Source organism: Streptomyces sp. NPDC047971 (genome assembly GCF_040653355.1).
Lineage (GTDB): Bacteria > Actinomycetota > Actinomycetes > Streptomycetales > Streptomycetaceae > Streptomyces.
The window spans coordinates 141,233-165,048 of the sequence record NZ_JBEZNW010000002.1 but is presented as its reverse complement, the minus strand read 5'-3'; the positions used below and the strand labels follow the sequence as shown (position 1 = coordinate 165,048).

The 23,816-nt window shown below is 73.0% G+C and carries 23 protein-coding genes; 12 read left to right on the top strand and 11 right to left on the bottom strand.

Features of this window, described 5'->3' with window-relative positions; translation table 11 throughout:
- The first annotated feature begins 60 nt into the window (after positions 1-60).
- From AB0D99_RS03305 to AB0D99_RS03265, 9 genes are all read left to right on the top strand, one after another.
- Positions 61-1,374, top strand: a complete 1,314-nt coding sequence (locus AB0D99_RS03305; RefSeq protein WP_362356338.1) for a diacylglycerol kinase family protein — start codon at positions 61-63, stop codon at positions 1,372-1,374.
- Between the two features lie 68 nt (positions 1,375-1,442).
- Positions 1,443-2,063, top strand: coding sequence for a phosphatase PAP2 family protein (locus AB0D99_RS03300; RefSeq protein WP_362356659.1), 621 nt, complete (start codon positions 1,443-1,445; stop codon positions 2,061-2,063).
- A 57-nt stretch (positions 2,064-2,120) separates the two neighbouring features.
- On the top strand, positions 2,121-2,444 hold the full coding sequence (locus AB0D99_RS03295; protein WP_362356336.1) for a hypothetical protein: 324 nt from the start codon (positions 2,121-2,123) through the stop codon (positions 2,442-2,444).
- 55 nt (positions 2,445-2,499) lie between these two features.
- Positions 2,500-2,925, top strand: a complete 426-nt coding sequence (locus tag AB0D99_RS03290) for a PadR family transcriptional regulator (RefSeq protein ID WP_362356334.1) — start codon at positions 2,500-2,502, stop codon at positions 2,923-2,925.
- Positions 2,922-3,479 (top strand): hypothetical protein, encoded by a 558-nt coding sequence (locus AB0D99_RS03285; protein WP_362356332.1) that lies wholly within the window; start codon positions 2,922-2,924, stop codon positions 3,477-3,479. Before AB0D99_RS03290 ends, AB0D99_RS03285 begins: the two co-directional genes overlap by 4 nt.
- A gap of 15 nt (positions 3,480-3,494) precedes the next feature.
- On the top strand, positions 3,495-4,316 hold the full coding sequence (locus AB0D99_RS03280) for a maleylpyruvate isomerase family mycothiol-dependent enzyme (protein WP_362356330.1): 822 nt from the start codon (positions 3,495-3,497) through the stop codon (positions 4,314-4,316).
- A 96-nt stretch (positions 4,317-4,412) separates the two neighbouring features.
- On the top strand, positions 4,413-5,369 hold the full coding sequence (locus tag AB0D99_RS03275) for an ion transporter (RefSeq protein ID WP_362356328.1): 957 nt from the start codon (positions 4,413-4,415) through the stop codon (positions 5,367-5,369).
- Between the two features lie 173 nt (positions 5,370-5,542).
- Positions 5,543-7,327, top strand: coding sequence for a bifunctional metallophosphatase/5'-nucleotidase (locus AB0D99_RS03270; protein WP_362356326.1), 1,785 nt, complete (start codon positions 5,543-5,545; stop codon positions 7,325-7,327).
- Positions 7,328-7,436: 109 nt separating this feature from the next.
- A complete protein-coding gene (locus AB0D99_RS03265; RefSeq protein ID WP_362016706.1) occupies positions 7,437-7,736 on the top strand; it encodes a DUF1876 domain-containing protein in 300 nt (99 codons plus the stop codon).
- 52 nt (positions 7,737-7,788) lie between these two features.
- On the opposite strand, the gene AB0D99_RS03260 is transcribed toward AB0D99_RS03265, so the two are convergent.
- The 5 genes from AB0D99_RS03260 to AB0D99_RS03240 all read right to left on the bottom strand — a co-directional run bounded on the left by AB0D99_RS03260 (position 7,789) and on the right by AB0D99_RS03240 (position 12,462).
- Positions 7,789-8,442: a CBS domain-containing protein gene (locus tag AB0D99_RS03260; protein ID WP_362356324.1), complete on the bottom strand. Its 654-nt coding sequence runs from the start codon at positions 8,440-8,442 to the stop codon at positions 7,789-7,791.
- An 87-nt stretch (positions 8,443-8,529) separates the two neighbouring features.
- Positions 8,530-9,768, bottom strand: a complete 1,239-nt coding sequence (locus tag AB0D99_RS03255; RefSeq protein ID WP_362356322.1) for a glycoside hydrolase family 64 protein — start codon at positions 9,766-9,768, stop codon at positions 8,530-8,532.
- 93 nt (positions 9,769-9,861) lie between these two features.
- Entirely contained in the window at positions 9,862-10,419 is a 558-nt protein-coding gene (locus AB0D99_RS03250) for a 3'-5' exonuclease (RefSeq protein ID WP_362356320.1), read from the bottom strand.
- A 135-nt stretch (positions 10,420-10,554) separates the two neighbouring features.
- Positions 10,555-11,220, bottom strand: a complete 666-nt coding sequence (locus AB0D99_RS03245) for a GntR family transcriptional regulator (RefSeq protein WP_362356318.1) — start codon at positions 11,218-11,220, stop codon at positions 10,555-10,557.
- Positions 11,221-11,286: 66 nt separating this feature from the next.
- Positions 11,287-12,462, bottom strand: coding sequence for a CoA transferase (locus tag AB0D99_RS03240; RefSeq protein WP_362356316.1), 1,176 nt, complete (start codon positions 12,460-12,462; stop codon positions 11,287-11,289).
- Positions 12,463-12,655: 193 nt separating this feature from the next.
- Between AB0D99_RS03240 and AB0D99_RS03235 the strand changes: the two genes are divergently transcribed.
- A complete protein-coding gene (locus AB0D99_RS03235) occupies positions 12,656-13,801 on the top strand; it encodes an acyl-CoA dehydrogenase family protein (protein ID WP_362356657.1) in 1,146 nt (381 codons plus the stop codon).
- 88 nt (positions 13,802-13,889) lie between these two features.
- Here AB0D99_RS03235 and AB0D99_RS03230 read toward each other — a convergent pair whose 3' ends face one another.
- Entirely contained in the window at positions 13,890-14,393 is a 504-nt protein-coding gene (locus AB0D99_RS03230; RefSeq protein WP_362356314.1) for an FBP domain-containing protein, read from the bottom strand.
- Between the two features lie 74 nt (positions 14,394-14,467).
- Positions 14,468-15,937 carry a PLP-dependent aminotransferase family protein gene (locus AB0D99_RS03225; protein WP_362356312.1) on the bottom strand — a complete coding sequence of 490 codons (1,470 nt, stop codon included), beginning with the start codon at positions 15,935-15,937 and terminating at the stop codon, positions 14,468-14,470.
- A 113-nt stretch (positions 15,938-16,050) separates the two neighbouring features.
- Here AB0D99_RS03225 and AB0D99_RS03220 point away from each other — a divergent pair, with 113 nt between their 5' ends.
- Positions 16,051-16,266: a hypothetical protein gene (locus AB0D99_RS03220; RefSeq protein ID WP_362356310.1), complete on the top strand. Its 216-nt coding sequence runs from the start codon at positions 16,051-16,053 to the stop codon at positions 16,264-16,266.
- A 115-nt stretch (positions 16,267-16,381) separates the two neighbouring features.
- On the opposite strand, the gene AB0D99_RS03215 is transcribed toward AB0D99_RS03220, so the two are convergent.
- Positions 16,382-17,752 carry a DUF6777 domain-containing protein gene (locus tag AB0D99_RS03215; protein WP_362356308.1) on the bottom strand — a complete coding sequence of 457 codons (1,371 nt, stop codon included), beginning with the start codon at positions 17,750-17,752 and terminating at the stop codon, positions 16,382-16,384.
- Positions 17,753-17,845: 93 nt separating this feature from the next.
- Between AB0D99_RS03215 and AB0D99_RS03210 the strand changes: the two genes are divergently transcribed.
- Positions 17,846-19,162 (top strand): streptophobe family protein, encoded by a 1,317-nt coding sequence (locus AB0D99_RS03210; protein ID WP_362356306.1) that lies wholly within the window; start codon positions 17,846-17,848, stop codon positions 19,160-19,162.
- Positions 19,163-19,200: 38 nt separating this feature from the next.
- Here the strand turns inward: AB0D99_RS03210 and AB0D99_RS03205 are convergent, their stop codons facing one another.
- From AB0D99_RS03205 to AB0D99_RS03195, 3 genes are read right to left on the bottom strand one after another with little or no spacing between them, the layout of a single operon-like run.
- Entirely contained in the window at positions 19,201-20,196 is a 996-nt protein-coding gene (locus AB0D99_RS03205; protein WP_362356304.1) for a serine/threonine-protein kinase, read from the bottom strand.
- On the bottom strand, positions 20,193-20,915 hold the full coding sequence (locus AB0D99_RS03200) for a hypothetical protein (RefSeq protein ID WP_362356302.1): 723 nt from the start codon (positions 20,913-20,915) through the stop codon (positions 20,193-20,195). The genes AB0D99_RS03205 and AB0D99_RS03200 overlap by 4 nt, the downstream gene beginning before the upstream one ends.
- Positions 20,916-20,934: 19 nt before the next feature.
- Positions 20,935-23,814, bottom strand: coding sequence for an FHA domain-containing protein (locus AB0D99_RS03195; RefSeq protein WP_362356300.1), 2,880 nt, complete (start codon positions 23,812-23,814; stop codon positions 20,935-20,937).
- Positions 23,815-23,816 lie beyond the last annotated feature (2 nt).

The window sequence follows — 23,816 nt, the reverse complement described above, 5'->3', positions numbered from 1 at the left end:
GCGCCGTTCAGGGAGCCGGTGAGGGCCGCGTGGGCGAGGCTGGTTCAGGAGGTGGTGTCGGTGCGTGGTTCCGGACGGCATAGGGGTGCGGCCCGGTTCCTGGCGCGCTGTGCGCTGCTGGCGCTCACGGCGGCGGTCGTCGTGCTGTTCCTGGCGCTCGGCCGGGCGGGGCCGGTGGTCCTTCTGACCGGGCTCGCCGGCTTCGTGCTGACCGCCGTGGGACTGTGGTGGCTGGTCGCCGGCCGCGGACCGCTCCGGCTGCTCGGCGTGCTGCTCGCGGTCGGCGCCCCCGTCGGCGTACTGATCCACTACGTCGAGAAGGGCGTCTGGGGCAACGCGCTCATCGCCCTCGCGCTCTACGGCCTGGCCCTGATCTGCGCGCGGGCCTCGATGCGCGCCACCGGCAAGGCGTACGTGATGCGCGGGAAGACGCGGCCGCTGCCCCGCAAGCCCGTCCTGATCATGAACCCGAAGTCGGGAGGCGGCAAGGTCGGCCGGTTCCGGCTGGTGGAGCGCGCCGAGGAGTTGGGCGCCACGGTGCACCTCCTCGACCCCGAGGGCGGGACCGATGTGGAGGCGCTGGCCCGCGAGGCCGTCGCCGACGGAGCCGACCTGCTGGGGGTCGCGGGCGGTGACGGCACGCAGGCGCTGGTCGCGGGCGTGGCGGCCGAGCACGACCTGCCCTTCCTGGTGATCTCCGCCGGCACGCGCAACCACTTCGCCATGGACCTCGGACTCGACCGTACGGACCCGGCCCGGTGTCTGGACGCCCTGACCGACGGCGAGGAACTCCGGATCGACCTGGGCTCCGTCAGCGGCCGCCCCTTCGTCAACACCGTGTCGTTCGGGGTGTACGCGGACATCGTGCAGCGCCCCGAGTACCGCGACGCGAAGGCGGGGACCGCCCTGAACCTCCTGCCCGAGCTCCTCCAGGAGAGCGGTCGTCGCCTCGACGCGACCGCCGGTGATAAGCGGCTCACGGAGCAGCAGGCGATCCTGGTCACCAACAACCCCTATGCCACTCCCGACCCGATGGCCGCGGGGCTCCGGCCCCGGCTCGACCGCGGGAGGCTCGGTGTGCTCGCGCTCCGTCTGGAGGGCGCGGTCCACGCCGCCGATCTCGCCATACGGGGGTCGCGCTCCCAAGGGCTCAACTTCCTGACGGCGCGCCACGTGGAGGTCACGGCCGGAACCGACACCATCCCCGTCGCGGTGGACGGCGAGGCGCTGACCCTGCCCACCCCGGTCGTCTGCACCGTCCGGCCGCGAGCCCTGCGCGTGCTCGTCCCGCGTCAACGGCCCGGGACCGAGGCACCGAGTTCACCGCTGAACTGGCGCTGGGTCACCGCACTCGCCCTGGGGCGTGCCCGGTGAGCCCCGCGCACGAGGAGGAGACGAGGGGAGCCCCCGTCGAGACGCACGGGCGGCGCGGGCCGCGGGAGCTGCGGCGGAGCGTCGCCGCCGCGCTCCACGACCTGCGCGTCGTCGACGGCGCCGTGTACGCGGCGGTGGCCGCGACCCCCACACCCACGCTCGACGCCGGGCTGCGACGGCTGTCCAGGGCGGCGGACCACTCCAAGATCTCCTTCACGGTCGCCGCCGCCCTCGCGGTCGTCCCCGGTCGCCCGCGGCGGGCGGCGCTGGCGGGCGTCGGAGCGATCGCCGTCGCCTCGGCCGTGGCCAATCTGGTCGGCAAGCGAGTGATCCGCCGCAGCCGGCCCGACCGGGAGGCGGCCCGGGTGGCGGTCGGCCGGCACGTCCCCATGCCGGCCTCCGCCTCGTTCCCCTCCGGGCACACGGCCTCGGCCGTCGCGTTCGCCACCGCCGTCGGCGTCGTCCTGCCCGTGGCGGCGGCACCGCTCGGTGTGCTCGCGAGCGCCGTCGGCTACTCCCGGGTGCACACCGGAGTGCACTACCCCGGCGACGTGGCGGCGGGCGCCGTCCTCGGTGTCGCCAGCGCGGCCGCGGTGCTCGCCGTCGGGGCCTCCTGGACCGGGGTCCGGCCCGCCGACGGGACGGCTCTCGTCCACAACGGCCTGGTCGGACGCCTGGGTATCGCGTGACGATCTGAGTAGCCGAGCCCATGCGCCCCCGGACGGGGGGTGCGTAGGCTCCCCGCCATGAGTTCCGATCATCGTGTTCCGGCGCCGGTGACCGGCGCCGGGTCGCTGCTCCTCGGCCTCGGCGCCGTGGCCCTGGGCGGCTTCCCCTGGCTGCCCGAGTCGATTCCTCCGATGGTGCGCTACGTCCCGGTGTACCTGATCGTTCCCGTCGGCATCTGCGCGATCGTCGCCGGCGCCAGGGTGCTGCGCCTCGGCGGCGGTGCCGGTGCCATCGCCCGTCGTCGCGCCCGGGCGGGAACCGTGCTGGGAGCCGTGGCCGTCGTGGTGCCCGTCGCCGTCGCCCTGTGGGCGACCGTGGCGCTCGGCACCGCCGAGTACTGAGTCCGACCCTTGATTGCCTTGTGGCGCAAGGTAGTCCATGACTATCATGCACCGCATGACAAAGGAGCTGCCGACGACCGGTGACCAACGGCGCAGTCAGCTCCTGCGTGGTGTGCTCGATCTGTGCCTGCTCTCCCTCATCGCCGAACGGCCGCGATACGGCTACGAGTTCGTGGAGGCGCTCACCGAGAGCGGGCTCGAGCTCGTGAGCGAGGGCAGCATCTACCCGCTGCTGGCCAGGATGGAGCGTGCGGGGCTCGTCGAGTCGTACCGCGCCCCGTCGTCCAGCGGCGGTGCCCCACGCAAGTACTACCGGCTGTCCGATGCCGGCCGGGCCGAACTGGACCACGGGAGGGCGGTGTGGCGGGAGTTCGCCCTCCAGGCCGACCGCATCGTCACCGGCCCGCCCGCACCGACCGGGACGCCGTCGCCGACCGTGACGACCGAGACCGAACCACCCACCGGGGGAACGACACCATGACGAACGAACGCGTACTTGCGGTCTGCCGCAGCAACTGGGAGTACCGGGGCATCGACGACGCCTCCGTCCGCGAGATGCTCGCCGAACTCACCGCCCACCTGGAGGATGCCGCCGCGGCCGGCCGTACGCCCCAGGACGTCGTCGGCCGTGACGTCAAGGCATTCGCCGCGTCCTGGGCCCGGGCGAGGATGCCGCTGCACCGGCGTGTGCTGAGGATGGCGGCGCTGATCCCGTTCGTCGTCGGCAGCCTGCTGCTGTACACGCACCTCATCAACTGGACCACCGTCGTGGACGTCGGGCCGGGGCGGCTGGCCTTCTGGCTGAGCATCGGCGTCGTCACGGTCCTCCTCGAACTGCGCCGGGGCTCCCTCGGCTTCCGCAAGGGCTGGATCGTGGGACTCGGCGTCGGAATCCCGGCCCTCTTCCTCACGGAGAAGCTGGCCGGGAACGCGACGCTGCTCGCCATGCCTCTCTGGGGCACCGCCCTGCTCACGCTGCCGGGCATCGCGTACCTTGTCGCCGAACGGCGCGCCAAAGCGCCGAAGGAGTCCTGAACCGAGGGGCGGAGCATGGTGACAGTGCGGGACGAACGGTCGGGGGGCGTGCTGCCCCGAGGGCTCGCCGAGGCGATACGGGCAACGGCCGCGGACATCGCCGACGTGCTGCGCGACGCCACGGACACCGCACGGCCCGTGCCCCGGTCCACCTGGACCGTCGGAGAGGCCGCCGCCCACCTGGCGCAGGCCAACGAGCTGATGGCGGCGATCGCCGCGGGACACCGGCGCGCGCACGGCGACGGCACCCCGCAGAGCCTCGCCGCGGCCAACGAGGTGGCTCTCGCGGCCTTCGGGGAACGGGCGGCCCGGCCCCTCGCCGAGATGATCACCGACCAGGCGGACGCCTTCCTCGCGGCGATCGAGGAACGGGCTCCCGAGGAGGTCCTCGACACGCCCCTCGGCCCGATGGGACCCGCCGTGCTCGGCTCGTACCTGCTCACCCACATGCTGGGGCACGGCTACGACCTGGCGCTGGCCCTCGGCAGGCCCCACATGCTCGACCGCTCCCGGATCGAGCTGACGCTCCCCTTCATGATCACCGCCATGCCCCGGGTCGTCGATCCCGCCGCCGTCGACGGCCTCACCGCCCGCTTCGCCGTGCGCCTGTGGGGCGGCGCCCGCTTCGGCGTGACCGTCGCCGACAACGCGGTCCTGGCCACGGCCGAGCCGCCGGCCCGCCCGGACTGCACGATCCTCACCGAGCCGGTGGCCTTCCTGCTGCTCGGCCTCGGGCGCACCGGCCCCTGGGGCGCCATCGCCACCGGCCGGGCGCTCAGCTGGGGTCGCAAGCCCTGGCTCGGCCCCCGCTTCCCCCGCCTCTTCACCGCACCCTGACGGGAACCTCGGGGCGCCACCGGCGCACCCAGAACCGTTACGCCTCCTCGCCGTTGGAACTCATGACCATGGTTCAGCGAATCGAGGAGCGTCGGGATGTCCGATCAGTCCGCCGTGGCGGGCCGCAGCCACCGGGTCCGGGTGGCGCAACGGTGTCGTGAGATCACCGAGGCCCGCTGGTTCGCCACCGCGGTCTTCCTCCTCATCCTCGGCAACGCCGCCGTCCTCGGGGTGGAGACCTACGCGGGCGTCACCGCCCGGTTCCAGGAGGAACTCCAGCTCGTCGAGCACGTCTTCCTGGCGGCCTTCGCGACGGAGATGCTGCTGCGCGCCGGTGTGCACGCCGTCCGGCCGGGGGACTTCTTCCGCGACCCGTGGAACGTCTTCGACCTCGTCGTGGTCCTCGCCGCGTTCGTCCCCGCCGCCCGCGAGAACTCCACGGTCCTGCGCCTGTTGCGGCTCGCCCGCGTGCTGCGGGCGGCCCGGTTCCTGCCCCAGCTGCGGATCGTCCTGGTCGCCGTCGGCCGCAGCCTGCCCGGTACCGTCAGCTTCCTGCTGGTCGGCGCGCTGCTGCTCTATGTGTACGCCATGGTCGGCTGGGTCTTCTTCGCCGACCACGACCCCCAGCACTTCGGATCCATCGGCCGGGCGGTCCTCACCCTCTTCCTGCTGATGACCCTCGACGGACTCGGCGACGCGGTGCACGCGGGTCTGGAGATCTCCCGCTGGAGCTTCCTCTACTACGTCTCGTACGTCCTCATCGCCTCCTTCGTCCTGGTGAACGTGCTGATCGGGGTCGTCATCAACTCGCTGGAGGAGGCGCGGGAGATCGAGAAGGCGGTGACGGAGAAGGACGAGGCCGCCCAGGCCGCCCGTGACGAGCCCAAGGCGGCCGACGGGGCCGCCGACGGGGCACGCCTGCGGGAGCGGATCGCCGCGGCCCGGCGCGCCCTCGACGAGCTGGAGTCGGCGCTCCCGTCCCCGCCGGCACCACGCACCCACGCGCGCCCTGACGCACCGGCAGCCGTCGACGAGACCCGATTTCGGGTCTGATACCACGGTGGTTGGGCCTCCGGCCACCCCGCGTTCCCCTCGCCCGCGCACGCGGCGGCGCCTCGCTGAAGCGGTCATTCCCCATGCCTGGGATCGCAGGGCGACGTTCATGGCCATGACATCAGACGGAGCTGAGATGAGTCTGCTCGTCCCACTCCGAAGGAGTCATCGCCTTGAGAAACGTCCTTCGCCGAATCGGCGTCATCGCCGCGGGTACCGCCCTTCTGACCGGTGCGCTCTCCGTCTCCCCGGCCGCCGCAGACGACACCGTCGACGTCCAACTCCTCAGCATCACCGACTTCCACGGCTACCTGCAGCCGCCCACGGCCGCACAGGGCGGAACCATCCCCACGGGCCGCGGCACCTCGGTCACCGTCGGCGGCGCCGCCTACCTCGCGACCCACCTCAAGCGCTTGCGGTCGGGGCACCCCAACTCCGTCTTCTTCGCCACCGGCGACAGCTTCGCCGGCTGGCCCTTCGAAGTGGACGCCTTCCAGGACGAGCCGACGATCGAGGTCCTGAACAAGCTGGGCCTGCGCTTCTCGGCCGTGGGCAACCACGAACTCGACGTGTCCCCCGACTTCCTGGTCGAGCACATCGAAGAGGGCCGGTGCTTCGGCAGGGTCGACGTCGACAGCTGCTTCACGGACTCCACCGGACGCCGCTTCCACGGGGCCGACTTCGACTTCCAGTCCGGCAACATCGTCTCCGCGCGGACCGGCCGCCCGGTCGTGGATCCCTACCGCGTCGAGTGGTTCCCCGCTCCCGGCGGCAGGCGCGTCCCGGTCGGCTTCATCAGCACCACGGTGGAAGCCGCCGTCACCGGCTCGACGTCCTACCAGCCGCAGCTGCGCGCACTCGACCAGGCCCGGACCATCCAGCGCTCCACCGAGGAACTCAAACGACGCGGGGTCGAGGCCATCGTCCTCAACGTGCACGAGGGAGGTTCGCCGCAGTCCGCCACGACCTCCGGCTACAACGCGTGCGACTCCGCCTACGGACCGGTGATCGAGCTGGCGAAGAGGGTCACACCGGAGATCGACGCGATCGTCACCGGAGACTGGCACTCCCGCTTCAACTGCATGGTCCCCGATCCGGCCGGCGTGCCGCGCCCGGTCGTGGAGGCCGGCAACCACGGCGCGCTGATCAGCGAGATCACCCTGTCCCTCGACCCGAGGACGGGCGAGGTGCTGCGCAACCGCACCCGGTCCGTCAACCACGCGGTGACCCGCGACGTGCCGCCGGACCGCGAGGTCCAGAAGATCGCCGACTACTGGTCCGCACGCGGTGCCCGGCGCTCCGCCGAACCGCTCGCCAGGCAGACCGGCTCCTTCACCCGCACCCCGAACGCCGCCGGGGAGAGCACGGCGGCCGACCTCTACGCCGACGTGCAGTTCTGGAACGCCAATCGCACCCGGGAGGGCCGGGCCGATCTCGCCCTGATCGCCGCCCGCCCCGCCAAGGGCAGCAACGCCGTACGCGGCGATCTGCCGTACGCCAAGGGGAGCCTCCCCGGCGACGCGGACGGCCGGGTCCTGTTCGGCGAGTCCTGGAGCGCCTACGGCTACGGCAACCCGGTCCTCACCGTCGGGGTGACGGGGCGTCGGCTGGAGGCCATCCTCGAACAGCAGTGGCAGAAGCAGGCCGACGGGACGGTGAAGGCCGCCCCGCTCGCCGTGTCCCGCAACGTCTCGTACGCGTACGACCCGGCGCGCCCGGCCGGTGACCGCGTGTCCCCGCGCGACGTGCTGATCGACGGCCGGCCGCTGGACCCCGCCCGCACCTACCGGGTGGCCGCGCTCGCGTACACCGTCATCGGAGCCGACGGCTACAGCGCCTTCGCCGGCTACACCGCCCCCGTCCGCAACGGTCCCGACCACGAGAGCTTCGTGGACTACCTCAGGGCCCACAGGACGATCTCCCCGGCGCCCCTGAACCGCGTCCGCGTCAAGAGCTGACGCGATCGGGAGTCCGTCGCCGCGCGCCCACGCGCGCGGCGATGGATCCTGGGAGGAGGAAGGGACGCACCGCGGTCCCACGCGTCCCGACGGTGCGAGGAGGCAGACCATGACACGGACCCTTGAGTGGACGGTCGGCCTGGAACTGGTCGAAGAGGACGGCAGGACCAAGGCCGAGGCGCATCTGAACACGGGCACGTCGACCCTCACCGGCCACGGCAGCGCACGGTGCAACCCGTCGGACGTGGACGTACCGGCCATCGGCGACGAGCTCGCCGCGAGCCGCGCCATGAAGGACCTGGCAGGCCAGCTGATGCGAGAGGCCAACCGCGAGATGGAGGCGGTGGGCGCGGGGACCGTACCCCAGCACACCGGTCCCGGATACGGCTGGCCCGAGGCGGTCTCCTGACGGGATCGCCGGACGGGCCCGTCGGCGCCCCGCCGACGGGCCCGCTCCCCTGTCAGGGAAGGGGCGGAACCTCGCTCTCGGCCCTGGCCGGGGCGTCGCCGTCGGTCACGTCCCGCTCGTCGTCCTCGTAGGTCAGCCGGTCCACGACCTCGACCACGCCGTCGACGCTCTCGCAGAGCCGGACGAACACCGGCGCCATGCTCCTGCGCTCCAGCGTGCCGCTGAGCGTCACCCGGCCCTCGTCGACGTCGATATGGAGCGCGGCGGGGGAGATCCCCAGGATGCGCATGACCACGTCCTCCAGGATCTCCTCCTGGATGGAGCGGTCGCGCCGCAGGAACAGCTGGAGCAGATCGCTCCGGCTGAGCACCCCGATGAGCCGGCCGCCCGCGTCGACCACCGGCAGCCGCTTCACCCGGTGCCGCTCCATGAGCCGGGCCGCCTCGATCGCCGTCCAGGAGGGGCGGGCCACCACCACGGGGCTGGACATCATGGCCCCCGCGGTGCTCGGCCCGCCCTTGGCGGTGTGGCGGCGCAGGAGATCCGCCTCGGACACCACGCCCACGGGCCGGTTGTCCTCGTCGACCACCGGCACGGCCGTGATGCCGTACTCGTCGAGCAGTCGCGCGATCTCCTTGAACGACGTCCCCGGCTGCACGGCCACCGCGGTCGGCGTCATCAGGTCGGCCACACTGCGGTTCCGCATGGTCGGTTCCGTCCCTTCTCCGCTCCTTCGTCCATGATCCCTCACGCGGAGCCGGAGAAGGAGCAGGAGCCGGGGGACGGCGGGAGGTCAGTCGAACGGGTCGAGCGTCACGTACGCCTGCCGCGGGTCGCCGTCGTGGACCAGCGACTCGTGCGCGCCGACGTCGTCGAAGGCGAAGCCATAGGCCTTGCCGTCCGCCATCTGCGCGTGGATCTTGCGCGAGTAGTGGTTCGTCACGCCGTCCTGGTAGAAGCCGGCGGACGAGGTGTCCGGCTGGTTGGGGTTGGTGAGCAGGGTGGAGCGGTTGAATCCGGCGCAGAGGGTACGGGAGATGGGGCCGCGGACCTGGTCGTTCGGGGCGTCGAGCCGCTTGTAGCAGCCGAAGACGCTGTCGGAGTCGGGCTTCTCGAAGGAGGTGACGACGGCCCCCGCGCTGTTGGTGAAGTTCATGACGTTGCCGGAGACCCGGCCGAAGTACTTCACCGACGGCTGGTTCGCGAAGGGCGTCACGGTCAGCGTCGAGCCGGCGTACCTGGTCCAGACACGATTGATGTAGTCGTCCATGACGCCGGCCGGGAGCGCGCCGGCCTCGATGCCGTGGCCGGGGGCGAGGGCCCGCAGCACGGTCCCGTCGCTCCGGGTCTGGACGAGCCCCGCCCAGCCGCCGGGCTGGGCCCTGAGAGAGTCGAAGAAGCCCTTGTATCCACCGGCCTTGAGCCGACCCGTGGTCGCGACGCTCCCGTCGGGCCGTTTGACGCCGACGGCGTACGGGGCGGAGACCATGTCGACCTGGGTGCTGTTGATCCAGAGTCCGGAGTCGTTGAGCGTGTACTCGGACCAGTTGAAGAGGATGTTCCGGTTGGGGTCGCTGGGGTTCTGTACGGCGGGCTGCACGAGGCCGCCCGTCGCGAGCCTGAAATCGAGCTTCTGGCCGTAGCTGAAGTAGATCCGTCCGGAGAACTTCGGCAGACGGATCGTCATGGAGGCGCCGTTCGCCGGGCCGGCGATGGACGCGTCGGGCGCGGGGACGGGGACGGAGCCCCCGGCGGGCCAGGGGTGGAAGGTGCCGTTCGCGTCCGCCCAGCCCTGGCGGCCGGTGGAGAGTTCGGTGCCGAGGTTGTAGACGTAGACCTGCTCACCGCGGCGCGAGTTGTTCGTGAAGGTGAGCGGGATCGTGGCGGGGACGGCGGCCGGTGCGACGGCGGCTCCGGTGCCGGCGGCCTGGACCGTGGGGGAGGGCCCGGCGAGGATCACGGCGGTGCCGACGAGGGCCGCGGCGGTGACCGGGGCGAGCAGCGCTGCCTTGCGTCGATGGCGGGAAGGCATGGGGAATGCTCCTCAGGGGTGGGGGGCAACAGGGAGCTGAGAGCGCTCTCAGAATGGTGAGCGTGTGATGACCCTGTCAACCTTCTGAACGATTTACGCGGGCCAGGAGCCGCGCTCGTTCAAGCGCAGAACGAGCGCGGCGATGTTCCAGGCGTCGTCCTCGCCCCGGTGGTGCCGGCCTTCGAGAGGGATCCCCGCGATCTCCAGCGCGCGTGCCATGCCCGGGCGTCTGGGCAGGCCGTTCGCCTCGGTGAAGACGGCCTTGGCGTTGGTGTGACGGTGCCCGAAGGGGTACTCCGTACCCGTCACCCGGCACTGGTGCGTGAACTGATTGCGGTCGTAGTCGCCCCAACTGGCCCACGGGCGCGCCCCGGCGGCGTGCTCGACGGCCAGCAGCCGGCAGGCGGCGGCGAAGTCCAGACCGGTGTCCACCTCCGCCTGCGTCAGCCCGGTCAGCTCCGTGCAGAACGAACTGACCGTCGAGCGCGCGGGCTTGACGAGCACGCGGTGCCGGCCGACCCGCTCCCCGGCGTCCAGGTCGACCACGGTGAGACCGATCTCGATGATCTCGCTCACCGCTCCGGGCGGCCGCTTCCCCTCCCAGCAGGTCGCCTCGACGTCGACGATGTTCAGCAGTCGTCCGTGATCCATGCGGTCGAGGCTAGAGGGGGTGGGGCGGAGCGGGCATCCGGATTTCCGCCCGGCGGCCGGCCGCGGCGAGCGGCGCCACCGGACGGACGGGAATGCGCGGCGGGCGGATCTCCGGCGCGGCTCCGGGGTGGCGCCTCAGGCCAGGTCCAGGACCTCTCTCAGCGCCGCGACCGCGTGTGCCCGGTGATCGCTCAGTTCGCGCACCGCCGCGTTCTCGTCACCGTGGCGCACCGCCGAGATGACCGCCCGGTGCTCGCGCACGGCCAGCTCCCGGTTCGGTTCCTCCGTGTAGTACAGCGAGCGGTAGGCGTCGGTGGCGTCCCACAGCGTGGAGATCAGCCGCACCAGGCGCGGCATCCGGGACGCCTCGATCAGGGTGAAGTGGAAGCGCCGGTTGGCGGCCGCCATCGCCGTCACGTCCCCGGCGCCGGCCGCCCGTTCCACCTCGCGCTGGATCCCCTCCAACGCGGCCACCAGCCCGTCCCCGCCGCGTACGACGGCCAGACGCACCGCCTCCGTCTCCAGCAGTTCCCGGATCCGGTAGACCTCCTCCAGGTCGGCGAGGGACAACTCCGCCACGAAGTAGCCCCGGTGGACGTGGTGCACGACCAGACCCTCGGCCTCCAGGGACTTCAGGGCCTCGCGCAGCGGCACCCGGCTGACGTCGAGGCGGGCGGCCAGCGCGTCCTGGCGGATCTGGTCGCCGGGCCGCAGCTCGCCGGTGGTGATGGCGCGCCGCAGCTCCTCGAGCACGAACTGCTGGGCGGTCGGCGGCCGTCGCTTCGGCACCGCGCTGCTCATCGCCTGTGACCTTTCTGCTGTTCCCTGACCGGCGCGCGGTCCCGCGGCGCCGATCCGTACATCTTCCTACGGCTCGCGGGGGAGAAGTCCCAGCTCGGCGAGGAGGGACCGGGTGTGCTCGCCCAGCCGCGGGGGAGCGGTGCGGTACCGGGGCGGGGTCGCGCCGAAGGCGATCGGGTTCACGACCTGCCCCGGGCCCGCGGCCTCGGTGGGGACGCGGGGTTCGAGGCCGAGACGCTCGGCCAGGTCGAAGGCGGCGGCCAGATCGTTGATCGGCCCGCAGGGCACGCCGGCGGCCGTGAGCCCCTCGAACCAGTCGTCGGCGGACCGCTCGGCGAGCGGACCGGCCAGGGCCTCGCGCAGCTCCTCCCGGTGGGTGACGCGCGCGGCGTTGGTGGCGAACCGGGCGTCGTCGGCGAGACCGGAGAGCCCGAGCCGTGCGCACAGCGCCCGGAACTGGCGGTCGTTGCCCACCGCGAGGACGAGCGGCCGGTCGGCCGCCTCGAACACCTCGTACGGGGCGATGCTGGGGTGCCGGTTTCCCATCGCCCGGGGGACGACTCCCGCGCCGAGGTAGGCGGCCGACTGGTTGGTGAGCGCGGAGAGCAGCGAGGTGAGCAGTGAGACCTCGACGCGCTGACCCTCTCCGGTGCGTTCCCGATGGCGCAGGGCCGCCAGGACACCGAGGCCCGCGTGGAGCCCGGTGATCACGTCGACGAGCGCCACCCCGGCCTTCGTGCCCTGCCCGCCGGGCTCGCCGGTGATGCTCATCAGACCGCCCATGGCCTGGACGAGAAGGTCGTAGCCGGGCAGCCGGGCGCCCTCGGCCGCGCCGAAACCGGTCACGGAGCAGTAGACGAGCCCGGGGTTCGAGGCGCGCACCTCCTCGTACCCGAGGCCGAGCTTCTCCATCGTGCCGGGGCGGAAGTTCTCGACGAGGACATCCGCGCGGTCGACGATCGCCCGCGCCGCCTCCCGGCCGGCGGGGTCGGTCAGGTCGAGGGCGACGGAGCGCTTGTTCCGGTTCACCCCGAGGAAGTAGGTGGCCTCGTCGTTCGCGAAGGGAGGGCCCCACGCGCGCGTGTCGTCCCCGGACCCCGGCCGCTCGATCTTGATGACGTCGGCGCCGAGGTCGGCGAGGAGCATCGTCATGTACGGACCCGCCAGCACCCGGCCGAAGTCGGCGACGACGATCCCGGACAGCGCGCCGACGGGGGGTGTGCTCTGGTGGTCCTGGTGCATGCGGCTCTCCTCCGGCGATCGGATCCAGGGGGAACGTACGGATCGGAGATCAGATATTCAATACTGGATCCAAAATCCGATCTCCGGCTACGCTTCGGCACGCCGAGTAGCCGCACCCGCCTGGAGGCCGTCCGTGAAGCCGTCGCCGCAGTCGTCGAACGCGTCGAAGTCGTCCCCCGTCCACCCCTTCGAGCTGTTCGCGATCGACGGACTGCTGACCGACGAGGAGCGGGAGATCCGTCGGACCGTCCGCGCGATGGCGGACCGCGACCTGCGCCCGCACGTCGCCGAGTGGTTCGAGCGGGGCGCGATCCCCGCCCGCGAACTCGCGCGACAGCTGGGCGGCATCGGTGTGCTCGGCATGCACCTGGAGGGCTACGGCTGCGCGGGCACCAACGCCGTCGCCTACGGTCTGGCCTGCCTGGAGCTGGAGGCCGTGGACTCCGGCCTGCGGAGCCTGGTCTCCGTCCAGGGCTCGCTCGCCATGTACGCGATCTGGAAGTACGGCTCCGAGGAGCAGAAGCAGCAGTGGCTGCCCGGGATGGCGGCGGGCGAGTACATCGGCTGCTTCGGGCTCACCGAGCCGGACGCGGGGTCGGACCCCGGATCGATGCGCACCCGCGCCAAGCGGGACGGCGGGGACTGGGTGCTCAACGGCACCAAGATGTGGATCACGAACGGCTCGGTCGCCGATGTCGCGGTCGTCTGGGCCCGTACGGACGAAGGGGTACGCGGCTTCCTGGTGCCCGCCGGCACCCCTGGCTTCAGCGCTCCGGAGATCAAGCAGAAGCTGTCGCTGCGGGCCAGCGTGACCAGCGAGCTGGTCCTGGAGGACGTCCGGCTGCCCGCGGAGGCGATGCTGCCCCAGGCGCGGGGCCTGTCCGGGCCGCTCGGCTGTCTGAACGAGGCCCGCTTCGGGATCGTCTTCGGCGCCCTCGGCGCCGCCCGCGACTGCCTGGAGGCGGCGATCTCGTACGCGGGCGACCGCGTCGTCTTCGAACGCCCCCTCTCCTCCTACCAGCTGACGCAGGCGAAGCTCGCGGACATGTCCCTGGAGCTCGGCAAGGGCATGCTGCTCGCGCTGCACCTGGGGCGCCTCAAGGACGCGGGGACGCTCACCCCCGAGCAGGTCAGCGTGGGCAAGCTGAACAACGTACGGGAGGCCATCGCCGTCGCCCGCGAGTGCCGCACGATCCTGGGCGCGAACGGCATCACCCTGGAGTACCCGGTGATGCGCCACGCCAACAACCTGGAGTCGGTGCTCACCTACGAGGGCACCAGCGAGGTCCACTCGCTGGTCATCGGCAAGGCCCTCACGGGCGAGCAGGCCTTCCGCTGATCCTCGCGCCCGAGCGCCGCGGGGCGGGCGACCGCGGCGCCCGGGCGTGCGAGGCGTCGCGGGGCGGGAGGCATCCGGGAGAGGCGCGCTAGCCCGCCGTGACCTTCGTGAGGAAGGCGTCGAGGTTCTCCGTCATCCGCCCGACGCGTTCCTCGACGGTCAGCGACTCCTCGTGGCGTCCCGCCCGCAGCTTGGGCTGCCGCTTGCCGCGGACGTAGAGGGAGCACGCCAGGTCGGCGCAGACGTAGATGCCGACCGTGTTCCCCTCGCGTCCGCGGCTGCCGGCGAGCGGCGCCGCGAGCAGGGTCACGCCGGAGGAGGCATGCCCCGTGAGGCAGACCTGGCAGAGGCTGGACTTGACCGCGCTGGTGCGGCTCGTCGCCGGGACCCGCAGCGTGATCCCGAGCGGGCCGTCCTCGCGGGGGACGACGAGATGGGCACGCAGCGGCGCGCCCGGGTCGATCCAGCCGAGGAAGTCCAGGTCCTGCCACGGCAGTTCGGCGAAGTCGAGCGGCAGCTTGAGCCGGCTCGCCTCGCCCTTCGTGCAGTTCACGAACGACGAGCGGATCTGTTGGTCGGTGAGAGGTTCCACTCGGTGGACCGTACACGGATCTGTCCGTGGGGGCATCCGGATTTGGGTCCGCCCGCGCCCGCCGCTGCCGTGCCTCAGGCCACCCAGTCCGGCAGGCCGGGGTCCGGGATCCGCGCCGGAGCCCCCGACAGGGCCGCCGCCAGGCGCTCGGCCGCCGTGTCGTAGACGTCGGCCGGAAGCGCGAAGGGGAGGCGCAGCCGGTGCTCGTGGGTGCCCGGATCCACCCCGAACCGCGCGCCGCCCTCGACCCGCACACCGTGGCGCAGCGCCCGCGCCGCCAGTGACGTGGCGATCGGCCGGCCGAGGTCGATCCAGAGGCACAGCCCGCCGGTGGGCAGGGTCCAGTGCCACTCCGGGACATGGCGCGCCAGCGCCGTCGTCAGCGCGTCGCGGCGCCTGCGCAGCTCCTCCGCGCGCCGCGGCAGAAAGGTGTCGAGCCGGTCGATCAGCTCGGTGGCGACCAGCTGGTCGAGGACGGAGCCCGCGAGATCCGCGGTGATGCGGACCCGGGCCAGCTCGGTGACCACGCGTGCCGACGCCCGTGCCCAGCCGACCCGCAGCCCGCCCCAGCAGCCCTTGCTGAGCGAACCGACCGAGATGATCTGCTCGCCGTGTCCGGGCCCGGCGACCGCGGCGAAGGGCCGAGGGGCGGGCACGTCCAGGGCGATGTCGGCGAGCGTCTCGTCGACCACGAGCCAGGTGCCGGTGGCATGCGCCGATCGCGCCACCTCGCGGCGCTGGGCCTCGGGCATCAGATGGCCGGTCGGATTGTGGAAGTCGGGGATGAGATAGGCGAGCCGGGGTGCCGTCTGGCGCAGTGCGGCCTCGATCAGTCCGCTGTCCCAGCCCGACTCGGTGACCGGTACCGGGGTGATGCGCAGCCGCCGGCCGCGCATGGCGTCCAGGGCGTTGGTGTACGAGGGGTTCTCGGCGAGTGCCCGGTCTCCCGGACCGCCGAGCAGCGCCAGGGCGAGGGACACCGCCTGCTGGGCCCCGGTGGTGACGAGGATCTGTTCGGGGCGGGTGGGCAGCCCGCGCCGCGTGTAGCGGTCGGCGATGGCGGTGCGCAACTCCGGCAGCCCGAAGGGGTGGTAGCCCTGGGCGCGGGCGTGCCGCGGCAGCTCGGCCGAGGCCGTGGCCAGCGCGTCGGTGAGTTCGTCGAGCGGGGCCTCGGGGGCGGCGAGCGCAAGGTCGATCGCGGTGTCGGAGTGGTCCTGGAACGTGGCGAGGCTGATCGGAGCCTGACCGTCCGGGAGCGCCGTCCAGGTGCCCGCGCCCCGTCTGCTGTGCGCGTATCCGCTCTCCCGCAGCAGGTCGTAGGCGCCGGTGACGGTCGTCCGGCTGACCGCCAGGGCTGTCGCCAGCTCCCGCTCGGCGGGCAGCCGCATCCGCAGCGCGACCCGGCCGTCGAGGAGGGCCTCCCGGATGGCGCGGGCCAGCTCCCGGTAGCCGAACCTGCCCTCCGCCGGACGGGTGAGCAGCGCTGCCAGCTGGCGGCCCGTCAGCGTGCGGTCCACAGTGCGGACCACGCGGCCCTCTGCCATGCCAATCACTCCTTATTGGCTCTGCTGTCCGGACCAATGAGCCTACAGACTCCGGAGCAGTGGCCTGGCGATCCCGTCCGGAAAGGGCGGAGCGACCTGGAGGGAGACGCGCGATGACCGGACACCTCACCGACCGTGACGAGAGGGCGTGGCAGCGGCGTGCCGAGGAGCGGGTGGCGGAGCCCCTGCGGATCGGTGCCTGGATCCACGGGCTCGGTTCCGTGATGGCCCGCCGCCGGGAGACCCGCCGCCGGGAGACCCGACCGCGGGAGACCCGACGGTGGACGGCTGCGGTCCCGTCCCGACAGCACCCCTGCGGGCAGGTGTGAACACCGAGACCCCCGAACCGGAGGGCGCCGGTACGGGGGTCTCGGTGGCAGGGCCGCGTGGGTGACGCCCGCGCGGTCCGAACCCGTCGAGGGGCGGGCCTCGCCCGACGGGCGGTCAGGCGATCGGCCGGGCCTCCGGTCCGGGCCCCGGGGCCGGCCCGGGCGAGGAGCCGCTCCCCGACCCGGGGGCGAGCGGGCTGCTGACCGAGGTCTGCGGGTTCTCCGCCGAGGCCGACCCGGTAGTCCCGTCCGTGGCGTCGTCGGTCGTACCGCCCGTCGTCTCGCCCGAGGTCGTGCCCTCCGTCGCCGGATCCGACTCCGGTGGTGTGACGGGGGACTCCGTCACCGGCGCGGACGTGGTCGCCGACTCCGTGGGGCACGCCGTCCCGGGCTCGGCGCCGCGTGGCGTCACGCAGGTCGCCGGTGTGGACTCGGACGTCGTGGGGGTCCCCGACTCGGAGACGGACGGCGACGGCGGCGCCGTCGGCCGTGTGGTCGGCTTGTCCTGATTCCCCTTGGTGTCGCCCGGCTTGCGGGCGAACCAGCGGTCGTCCTCGGGGTCGTAGACGACGAAGACGTTGACCACCTGCGCCGCGGGAGCCACGACGACGACCTGGGACTGCTGATAGCCGGGCCAGGCGGCGCCGGTCGTCTTCGGGTCCTTCTGGGGGACGGGAGTCGTCAGCGGATTGCCGCAGGCACAGCGCACCCGGGGTACGCCCCGGTCGTCGACCAGCACCGCCGTGCCGGCCTGGAGCACCGCCTGGTACGGGGTGGCGGCGCCGCCCCGGTAGCCGTGGTTGGTCACCCGGGTGTCGACCCGCAGCTGAAGCGGGGTCAAGGAGCGAAGGTAGCCGGGGACTTCGTTGGCGGAGATCTTCTGCGCCGAGGCGAAGGCGGCGTTCTTGGCGGGCTCGTCGGTCAGATAGCGGACCTGTCGCTCGACGTCGCAGCTCGCCACGTTGCGCGTACCGCCGTAGAGGCCCGCCGCCGAACCCGAGACCGTGCGCGTCGCGTTGGCGTCGGCCGTTCGTGTCGGGCTGGGCAACGGCGCGGCCGTCGGCGAGGCGCCGGAGGTGCGGGCCGTGGACTCGGTGAAGGGGTCGGGGCCCGCGGCGGAGGCGTTCTGCAGGAAGACCTCACCGCCGCCCGCGCCGCTGTCGCCCCCGTCGCCGCCCGGCCGGGTGAGGACGACCACCAGGGCGATGGCGGCCACCACGATGGCGGTGACCGAGGCGACCTTGGGCACGGAGCGCCACCAGGGGCCGCCCGAGCCACCGCCCGCACCGCCGCTCGCGCCGCCTCCGCCGCCCGGGCCACCGGAGCCACCGGAACCGCCCGAGCCGCCCCCCGAACCGTCATGCGGCCGATCGGGGGGCGGTGGTGGACCGGCGGCGCCTGGTCGGGTGCTCGGGCCCGAGAGGGGACCCGAGGGCGGACCTGAGGGGGGAACCGAGGGGCGGCCGGACGGCGGGTGGGAAGTCACGTTTTTCCCTTTCTTCCGTTCCGCGCCCATTGTGTGCGTGGAACGGGCCCCGCCCGCAAGCGGACGGCACCCGCCGGTACTAGCGTGGACAGCGTGAGCCGCCAGCCGCCCACCCCTTCCCGACCGGCGCACGGCGCCCGGCACATCGCCCTCCACTGGGGCGAAGCCCTGGCCGCCGTCCTCGCCGGTTTCCTCGCGATGGCCGTCGTCGCCGCGCTCGGCCTCTGGGCCGCGGGCGCCGCCGACCTGCCAGGAGGCTTCGTCAACGTCGTCGCCGCCGTCATGGTGATGGCGGCGGGCGGACGGATCGACCTCTCCGGCGACGCCGGCGCGCTCGCCGGCACGAACGCCGATCTCACCGCCATGCCGCTCACCGTCACCCTTGTGGGCGCACTGGCCACCGGCTTCTGCTTCCTGCTCCCTCTGCGCCACCACGCCGTCGCGAGCACCCGCGACCTCCTCGCCCGGGCCGGGCGCACCGTCCTGCTCTGGCTGGTCGGCCTGGCATGCCTCTCCGCCCTCGCCCAGCACGACTTCCCCGTCTCCATCGGCGGGGGCGAGAGCGAGAGCGAGGACACGATCTCCGACCTGTTCGGCGAACTCCTCGACGCGGCGGACCCCACCGTCGGCTTCCGCACCGACCTCGGCGCCACCCTCGGCTTCGGTCTCCTGTGGATCCTCGGCGTCCTCCTGATCGCCCTGCTGGTCTCCCGCAGCCCCCTGCCGCCCCGCCTCGTCCGCCACCAGGAGGCCGTACGCCCCGTCGCGCACACCATGTTGATCCTGGTGCTCGCGTACGTCGTCGTCGGTCTGGTGATCGGCATCGTCGTCGCGACCACCAGGGGCCACGCCGCGGAGACCTGGGCCGTGATCCTGCTCGGCCTGCCCAACGTCAGCTGGCTGGCCCTCGGCGTCGGCATCGGAGGCTCCTGGGAGGGCACGGTCGAGGGGCCGTTCGGGCTGCCCATGCCCCCGATCCTGGACGCCGTGCTGCGGACGGACACGGGCGGGCTCTCCACGGTGGACCTCTCCTCCCTCACCTCCTACGACTCCCGGGCCTGGTGGCTGCTCCCGGTGGCCGCCGTCCTCGTGCTGGCCGTGGCCTTCCTCGCCGCCGTCCGCTCGCCCGCCCGCACCCGGCTCTGGCAGCACGCCCTCCGCATGGCGATCGCCTTCGGCCTGACCATGCTGGTGATCACCCCCGTCACGCTCGTCGAGGCGCGGTTCGGGCTCTCCATCCTCGGTATCGGCGAACTCGCGTCACTGGGCGGACAGGTGGTGCTCAGACCCGCCGTCTGGGCGATGGCCGGCCTCGGCGTCCTCTGGGGGCTCGTCGCGGGGTTCCTCGGCGGACTGCTCGCCAAACCGGTCCACCGCCGGGGCGAGGTGGACGAGGGCCGGACGGACTGACGTTCCCGGCCGTCGCCCGACGTTCCCTCCCGTCGCCGTCAGGCCGGATCGCGGAACACCGGCCGCGCCCAGGTCGGCGGCGGCGGGGGAGGAGTCGGCGGCTCCGGACCGCGGCGCGTGGCGCTGCTCCCGCCCGGGCCCCTGCCGCCCCGTTCCAGCGCCGCGCGCAGCGCGCCGACGAACTCCAGACACGTCCCGTACCGCTCCTCCGGCGCCTTGGCCAGCGCCTTCGCGAGGACCTCGTCCCCGGCCTCGGGCAGTTCCGGCCGCTCCGACGAGACCGGCGGCGGCGGATCGTACTGATGAGCCCAGAGCAGCGCCATGTCGTCGTCTCGCCGGAACGGCGGAGCCCCCGTGAGCGTCTCGTAGACCACGCAGGCCAGGCTGTAGACGTCGCACCGCCCGTCCACCGGCTTCCCCGAGATCTGCTCCGGCGCCACATAGTCGAGGGTGCCCACGAACTGCCCCACCGTGGTCAGCCCGGTCAGCGACAGGGACTTCTTCGTCAGCCCGAAGTCCGTGAGGTACACATGCTCCGGATGGTCCCTGTCGGTGCCCTCGGCCACCAGGATGTTGCCCGGCTTCACGTCCCGGTGCACCAGGTCGTGCGCGTGCGCCGCGTCCAGCGCGGACGCCACCTGAATCGCGATCCGCCCCGCCTTCACCGGCGACAGCGCGCCCTCCCGGTCCAGGAGCGCCCTGAGGTCCTGCCCGGCGACGTACCGCATCGCGATGTACAGCACGCCCTCCGTCTCGCCCGCCTCGAAGACCGGCACGATGTGCGGATGGTCGATCGCCGCGGCCACCCGCGACTCGTGCGCGAACCGTTTGCGAAAGGTGTCGTTGCGGGCCAGTTCGGGCGCGAGGAGCTTCAGGGCCACCGTCCGGTCCAGCCGCAGATCGCGCGCCCGGTAGACGACCGCCATGCCGCCGCGCCCGATCTCCGCCTCCACGACGTAGCTCGCGATCTGCTTGCCGACGAGCCCGGAGTCCCGGCCGACGGGGAGATCCGTGTCCCGGGACGCGTCGGTCATCGGTCCTCACCCTGCAGGTCCCCGGCGTCCACGATCCGGGTGGGCGGCGGCGGCCCGGCCGGGGGCTTCCGGCCGTCGTCCTCCCGGCCCTTCCTGTCCTCGGCGCTCCCGTCGGCTCCGTCGCCCTCGTCGAGCCGCGGCACCACACGCGTCGGCGGGTGCCCGGCGCCGTCCGCCTCGCCCGCGGGCACCGGCGCCGAGGCCGAGGGCGCAGCAGAGGCCGCGTACGTGCTCAGCCCGGTCCCGTCGCAGTACACCCAGCGCTCGTGCTCCCCGTCGTACAGCCACAGCGACTCGCCGTCGACCACCATGCCGACCCGCAGTCCGAACGTGCGGCGCCGGAAGGTGTCCCGGTCGGCCCGGCCCGCCGCCAGCTCCTCGGCGGCCCGGCGGAAGCGCCCCAGCGACTCCTCCGCCCGGGCGATCAGAGGGCGGGGGTCTGCCGTCCTGGCGAGCGGCTTGCGGGCCTCCGGAGGGTCCACGGGCACGGAGACGAGCAGCCGGGCGTCGACCCAGGCGTCCCAGCCGTTCGAGCACAGGATCTGTCCCCAGTCCCCGACCCGCTGCAGGAGCTCCACGGGCAGGAACGCGTCGAGGGGCACGGTGGGCAGGCCCGGATCGGGCGCCTCCCACGCGGGCAGCCCGTCGCGCGGCACGACATGCGTCGGCCGGAAGTCCGGTACGTACTCCGGTACCGGGGGAGTGGCCGGGACACCCATGGACCGCCTGCCTCTCTGCTCACTTGCGCATGATCACCGGCTCCTGTCGCCGGAGCAGCCGCGCGACGACGAAGCCGAGGACGAGACAGAGCACGACCAGCATCCCCATGTCGAACAGCCAGGCTTCCAGGGTGTGGTCCATGAGCGGATCTGTCGTCTTCTCGCTCGGCGCGATCGTCCCGATGTCGATCGTCGCCCCCATCGCCGCGAACGCCCACCGCGACGGCACCAGCCAGGCCAGCTGTTCGAGGACGGGGGTCCCGGTGACCTTGAGCAGCGCCCCGCAGAACACCACCTGGACGATGGCGAGGAGGACGAGCAGCGGCATCGTCATCTCCTCCTTGCGCACCAGGGCGGAGACGAACAGACCGAGCATCATCGCCGTGAAGGAGAGCAGCGCGACCGCGAGCGTGAGCTCCACGAGCGGTGGGAGGAACACGCCCTCTCCGTCCGGCACGTTCAGCGGCACGCCGATGAGCGCGACCAGGGTCAGCACCACGGCCTGCACGACCGTGATCAGACCGAGCACCACGACCTTCGACATGAGATACGCGGAGCGCGAGAGGCCGACGGCTCTCTCGCGCCGGTAGATCGTGCGTTCCTTCACCAGTTCGCGCACCGCATTGGCCGCACCCGTCAGGACGCCGCCGACGCAGAGGATGAGCAGGACGTTCAGGGTCGACTCGGGGTTGAGGCTGCCCTCCGACAGGGCCCGGGCCATCGCACCCATCACGAACGGCAGAGCGATCATGATCGCCAGGAACATCCGGTCGGCGGCCAACGCGGCGACGTAGCGGCGCACCAGCGTGCGGAGCTGGGAGCCCCAGCTCTGCGCCTTGGGCGGCGCGCCGATCTCCGGTGCCGCGCCGGCGCTCGGCAGGCTCGTCCGGTCCATCGCGTCGGCGATGTACCGCCGGTGGAAGCGCGAGGAGCGGTACTGGCCCGCCCAGTCGCGGCCGCGCTCCTTCTCGAACGCCTCGAACGCCTCCGGCCACTGGGCGAACCCGAAGAAGTCCAGGGTGTCGTCCGGCGGCCCGTAGTAGGCGACCCGGCCGCCGGGGGCGAGCACGAGCAGCCGGTCGCAGACGTCCAGGCTCAGCACGCTGTGGGTGACGACGATGACCGTACGGCCGTCGTCGGCCAGCCCGCGCAGCATGTGCATCACCGAGCGGTCCATGCCCGGGTCGAGGCCGGAGGTCGGCTCGTCGAGGAAGAGGAGCGACGGCTTCGTGAGCAGCTCCAGGGCCACGCTGACCCGTTTGCGCTGACCGCCGGAGAGGCTGTGGATGGGCTGTTCGGCCCGCTCGCCGAGGCCGAGTTCGGCGATGACCTCGTCGACCCGGGCGCGGCGCTCGTCCGCCGCGGTGTCCTCGGGGAAGCGCAGCTCGGCCGCGTACCCGAGGGCACGCCGCACGGTGAGCTGCAGGTGCAGGATGTCGTCCTGGGGGACGAGCCCGATGCGCTGGCGCAGCTCCGCGTAGTCCCGGTAGAGGTCCCGGCCGTCGTAGAGCACCGTGCCGCGGTCGGCCGGCCGCTGCCCCGTGAGCGCGCCGAGCAGGGTGGACTTGCCGGCGCCGGACGGTCCGACGACGGCGAGGAGGCACTTCTGCCCGACGGGGAAGGAGACGTCGTCGAGGAGCGTCTTCTGGCCCTTGTCGACGGTCACCGCCAGATCCTGCACGTCGAGGGAGACCTCACCGGTGTCGGTGTACTCGACGAGCTGCCCGCCGATGAGGCAGAAGGCGGAGTGGCCGACGCCGACGATGTCGTCCGGGGTCACGCGGGCCCTGTCCACCGGATGGCCGTTGAGGAAGGTGCCGTTGTGGCTGCCGAGGTCGTGGATCCAGTACGTGCCGTCCGGCTGGGCCACCAGTTCGGCGTGGCGCCGGGAGACGACGAGATCGTCGACGACCAGATCGTTGTCCGGCCCACGCCCGATGCGCACGGTACGGGTGGGCAGCGGGCGCACGGAGGTGGGCTGCCGGAAGGTACCCGTCGCGGCCGGATGCGACACGGAGGAGGGCCGCGGCGGGGTGCGCGGCGGCGCGGGGGCGGGAGGTTCGGGGGCCGGCACGGGAGGGGGCGCGGGGCTCGGCGGCTCGGGGGCCGGCACGGGACGTGGCGCGGGGGTGGGGGGTCCGGGCTCGTGCGGGGCGGGCGCGGACGGCGCGGGTGCGGGAGCGTGCTCCCGCGGGGGTGTCGGGGCGGGCGCAGACGGTGGCGGCTGGTGCAGCTGTGTCGCCGCGGAGTCGGGCGTGCCCGGAGGTGCCGGTTCCGATCCGACGGCGGGCCCCTGCGGGGCGGTGGGTCCGGCTTCGGGCTTTTCGGGGGCGAGGGGTTCGGCTGCCGGCGTTTCCGGGGTGGCGGGTTGGGATGCCGGCGTTTCCGGGGTGGCGGGTTGGGATGCCGGCGATTCCGGGGTGGCGGGTTGGGAGGGCGGCCGCTGAACGGCCGTGGGCTCGGCTTCCGGTTCGTGCGGACCGACCTGTCCGACGGCCGGGTCGTACACGGCCGTGCGTCCGGCGTCGGGCTCGTACACCGCCGTGGGCTCGGCGTCCGGCTCCTGGGGGGCCGGCGGCGCGGCGCCGGAGAGGACGGCGCGCGGGCCGTCCCCGGGGTGTCCGAACCGGATGACCGTACCCGGCCCGACCTCGCGCACGGCGACGCGGTGGCTGTCCGCGTAGGTGCCGTTCGTGCTGCCCTCGTCCTCCAGCGTCCAGTGCCCCGCGACGGCCCGCAGGACCGCGTGGTGCCAGGACGTCCGGTCGTCCACGAGGACGATGTCGCTGGTGGGGTCGCGCCCGATGCGGTAGACCCGGCTCGGACTCATCACGGTCGCGTCCCCGTTCATCTCGAGGACGAGCTCGGGTGCGGCAGGCGCGACGGGCCGCTCTCCCATGC

Bases quoted from the DNA above. Each gene is read 5' to 3' on its own strand.
- AB0D99_RS03285 (WP_362356332.1), top strand. From the start codon at position 2,922: ATGACGAACGAACGCGTACTTGCGGTCTGCCGCAGCAACTGGGAGTAC.
- AB0D99_RS03205 (WP_362356304.1), bottom strand. From the start codon at position 20,196: ATGACCGACGCGTCCCGGGACACGGATCTCCCCGTCGGCCGGGACTCC.
- AB0D99_RS03255 (WP_362356322.1), bottom strand. From the start codon at position 9,768: ATGCCTTCCCGCCATCGACGCAAGGCAGCGCTGCTCGCCCCGGTCACC.
- AB0D99_RS03290 (WP_362356334.1), top strand. From the start codon at position 2,500: ATGACAAAGGAGCTGCCGACGACCGGTGACCAACGGCGCAGTCAGCTC.
- AB0D99_RS03195 (WP_362356300.1), bottom strand. From the start codon at position 23,814: ATGGGAGAGCGGCCCGTCGCGCCTGCCGCACCCGAGCTCGTCCTCGAG.
- AB0D99_RS03260 (WP_362356324.1), bottom strand. From the start codon at position 8,442: ATGCGGAACCGCAGTGTGGCCGACCTGATGACGCCGACCGCGGTGGCC.
- AB0D99_RS03280 (WP_362356330.1), top strand. From the start codon at position 3,495: ATGGTGACAGTGCGGGACGAACGGTCGGGGGGCGTGCTGCCCCGAGGG.
- AB0D99_RS03250 (WP_362356320.1), bottom strand. From the start codon at position 10,419: ATGGATCACGGACGACTGCTGAACATCGTCGACGTCGAGGCGACCTGC.
- AB0D99_RS03220 (WP_362356310.1), top strand. From the start codon at position 16,051: ATGACCGGACACCTCACCGACCGTGACGAGAGGGCGTGGCAGCGGCGT.
- AB0D99_RS03295 (WP_362356336.1), top strand. From the start codon at position 2,121: ATGAGTTCCGATCATCGTGTTCCGGCGCCGGTGACCGGCGCCGGGTCG.
- AB0D99_RS03225 (WP_362356312.1), bottom strand. From the start codon at position 15,937: ATGGCAGAGGGCCGCGTGGTCCGCACTGTGGACCGCACGCTGACGGGC.
- AB0D99_RS03275 (WP_362356328.1), top strand. From the start codon at position 4,413: ATGTCCGATCAGTCCGCCGTGGCGGGCCGCAGCCACCGGGTCCGGGTG.
- AB0D99_RS03240 (WP_362356316.1), bottom strand. From the start codon at position 12,462: ATGCACCAGGACCACCAGAGCACACCCCCCGTCGGCGCGCTGTCCGGG.
- AB0D99_RS03265 (WP_362016706.1), top strand. From the start codon at position 7,437: ATGACACGGACCCTTGAGTGGACGGTCGGCCTGGAACTGGTCGAAGAG.
- AB0D99_RS03200 (WP_362356302.1), bottom strand. From the start codon at position 20,915: ATGGGTGTCCCGGCCACTCCCCCGGTACCGGAGTACGTACCGGACTTC.
- AB0D99_RS03245 (WP_362356318.1), bottom strand. From the start codon at position 11,220: ATGAGCAGCGCGGTGCCGAAGCGACGGCCGCCGACCGCCCAGCAGTTC.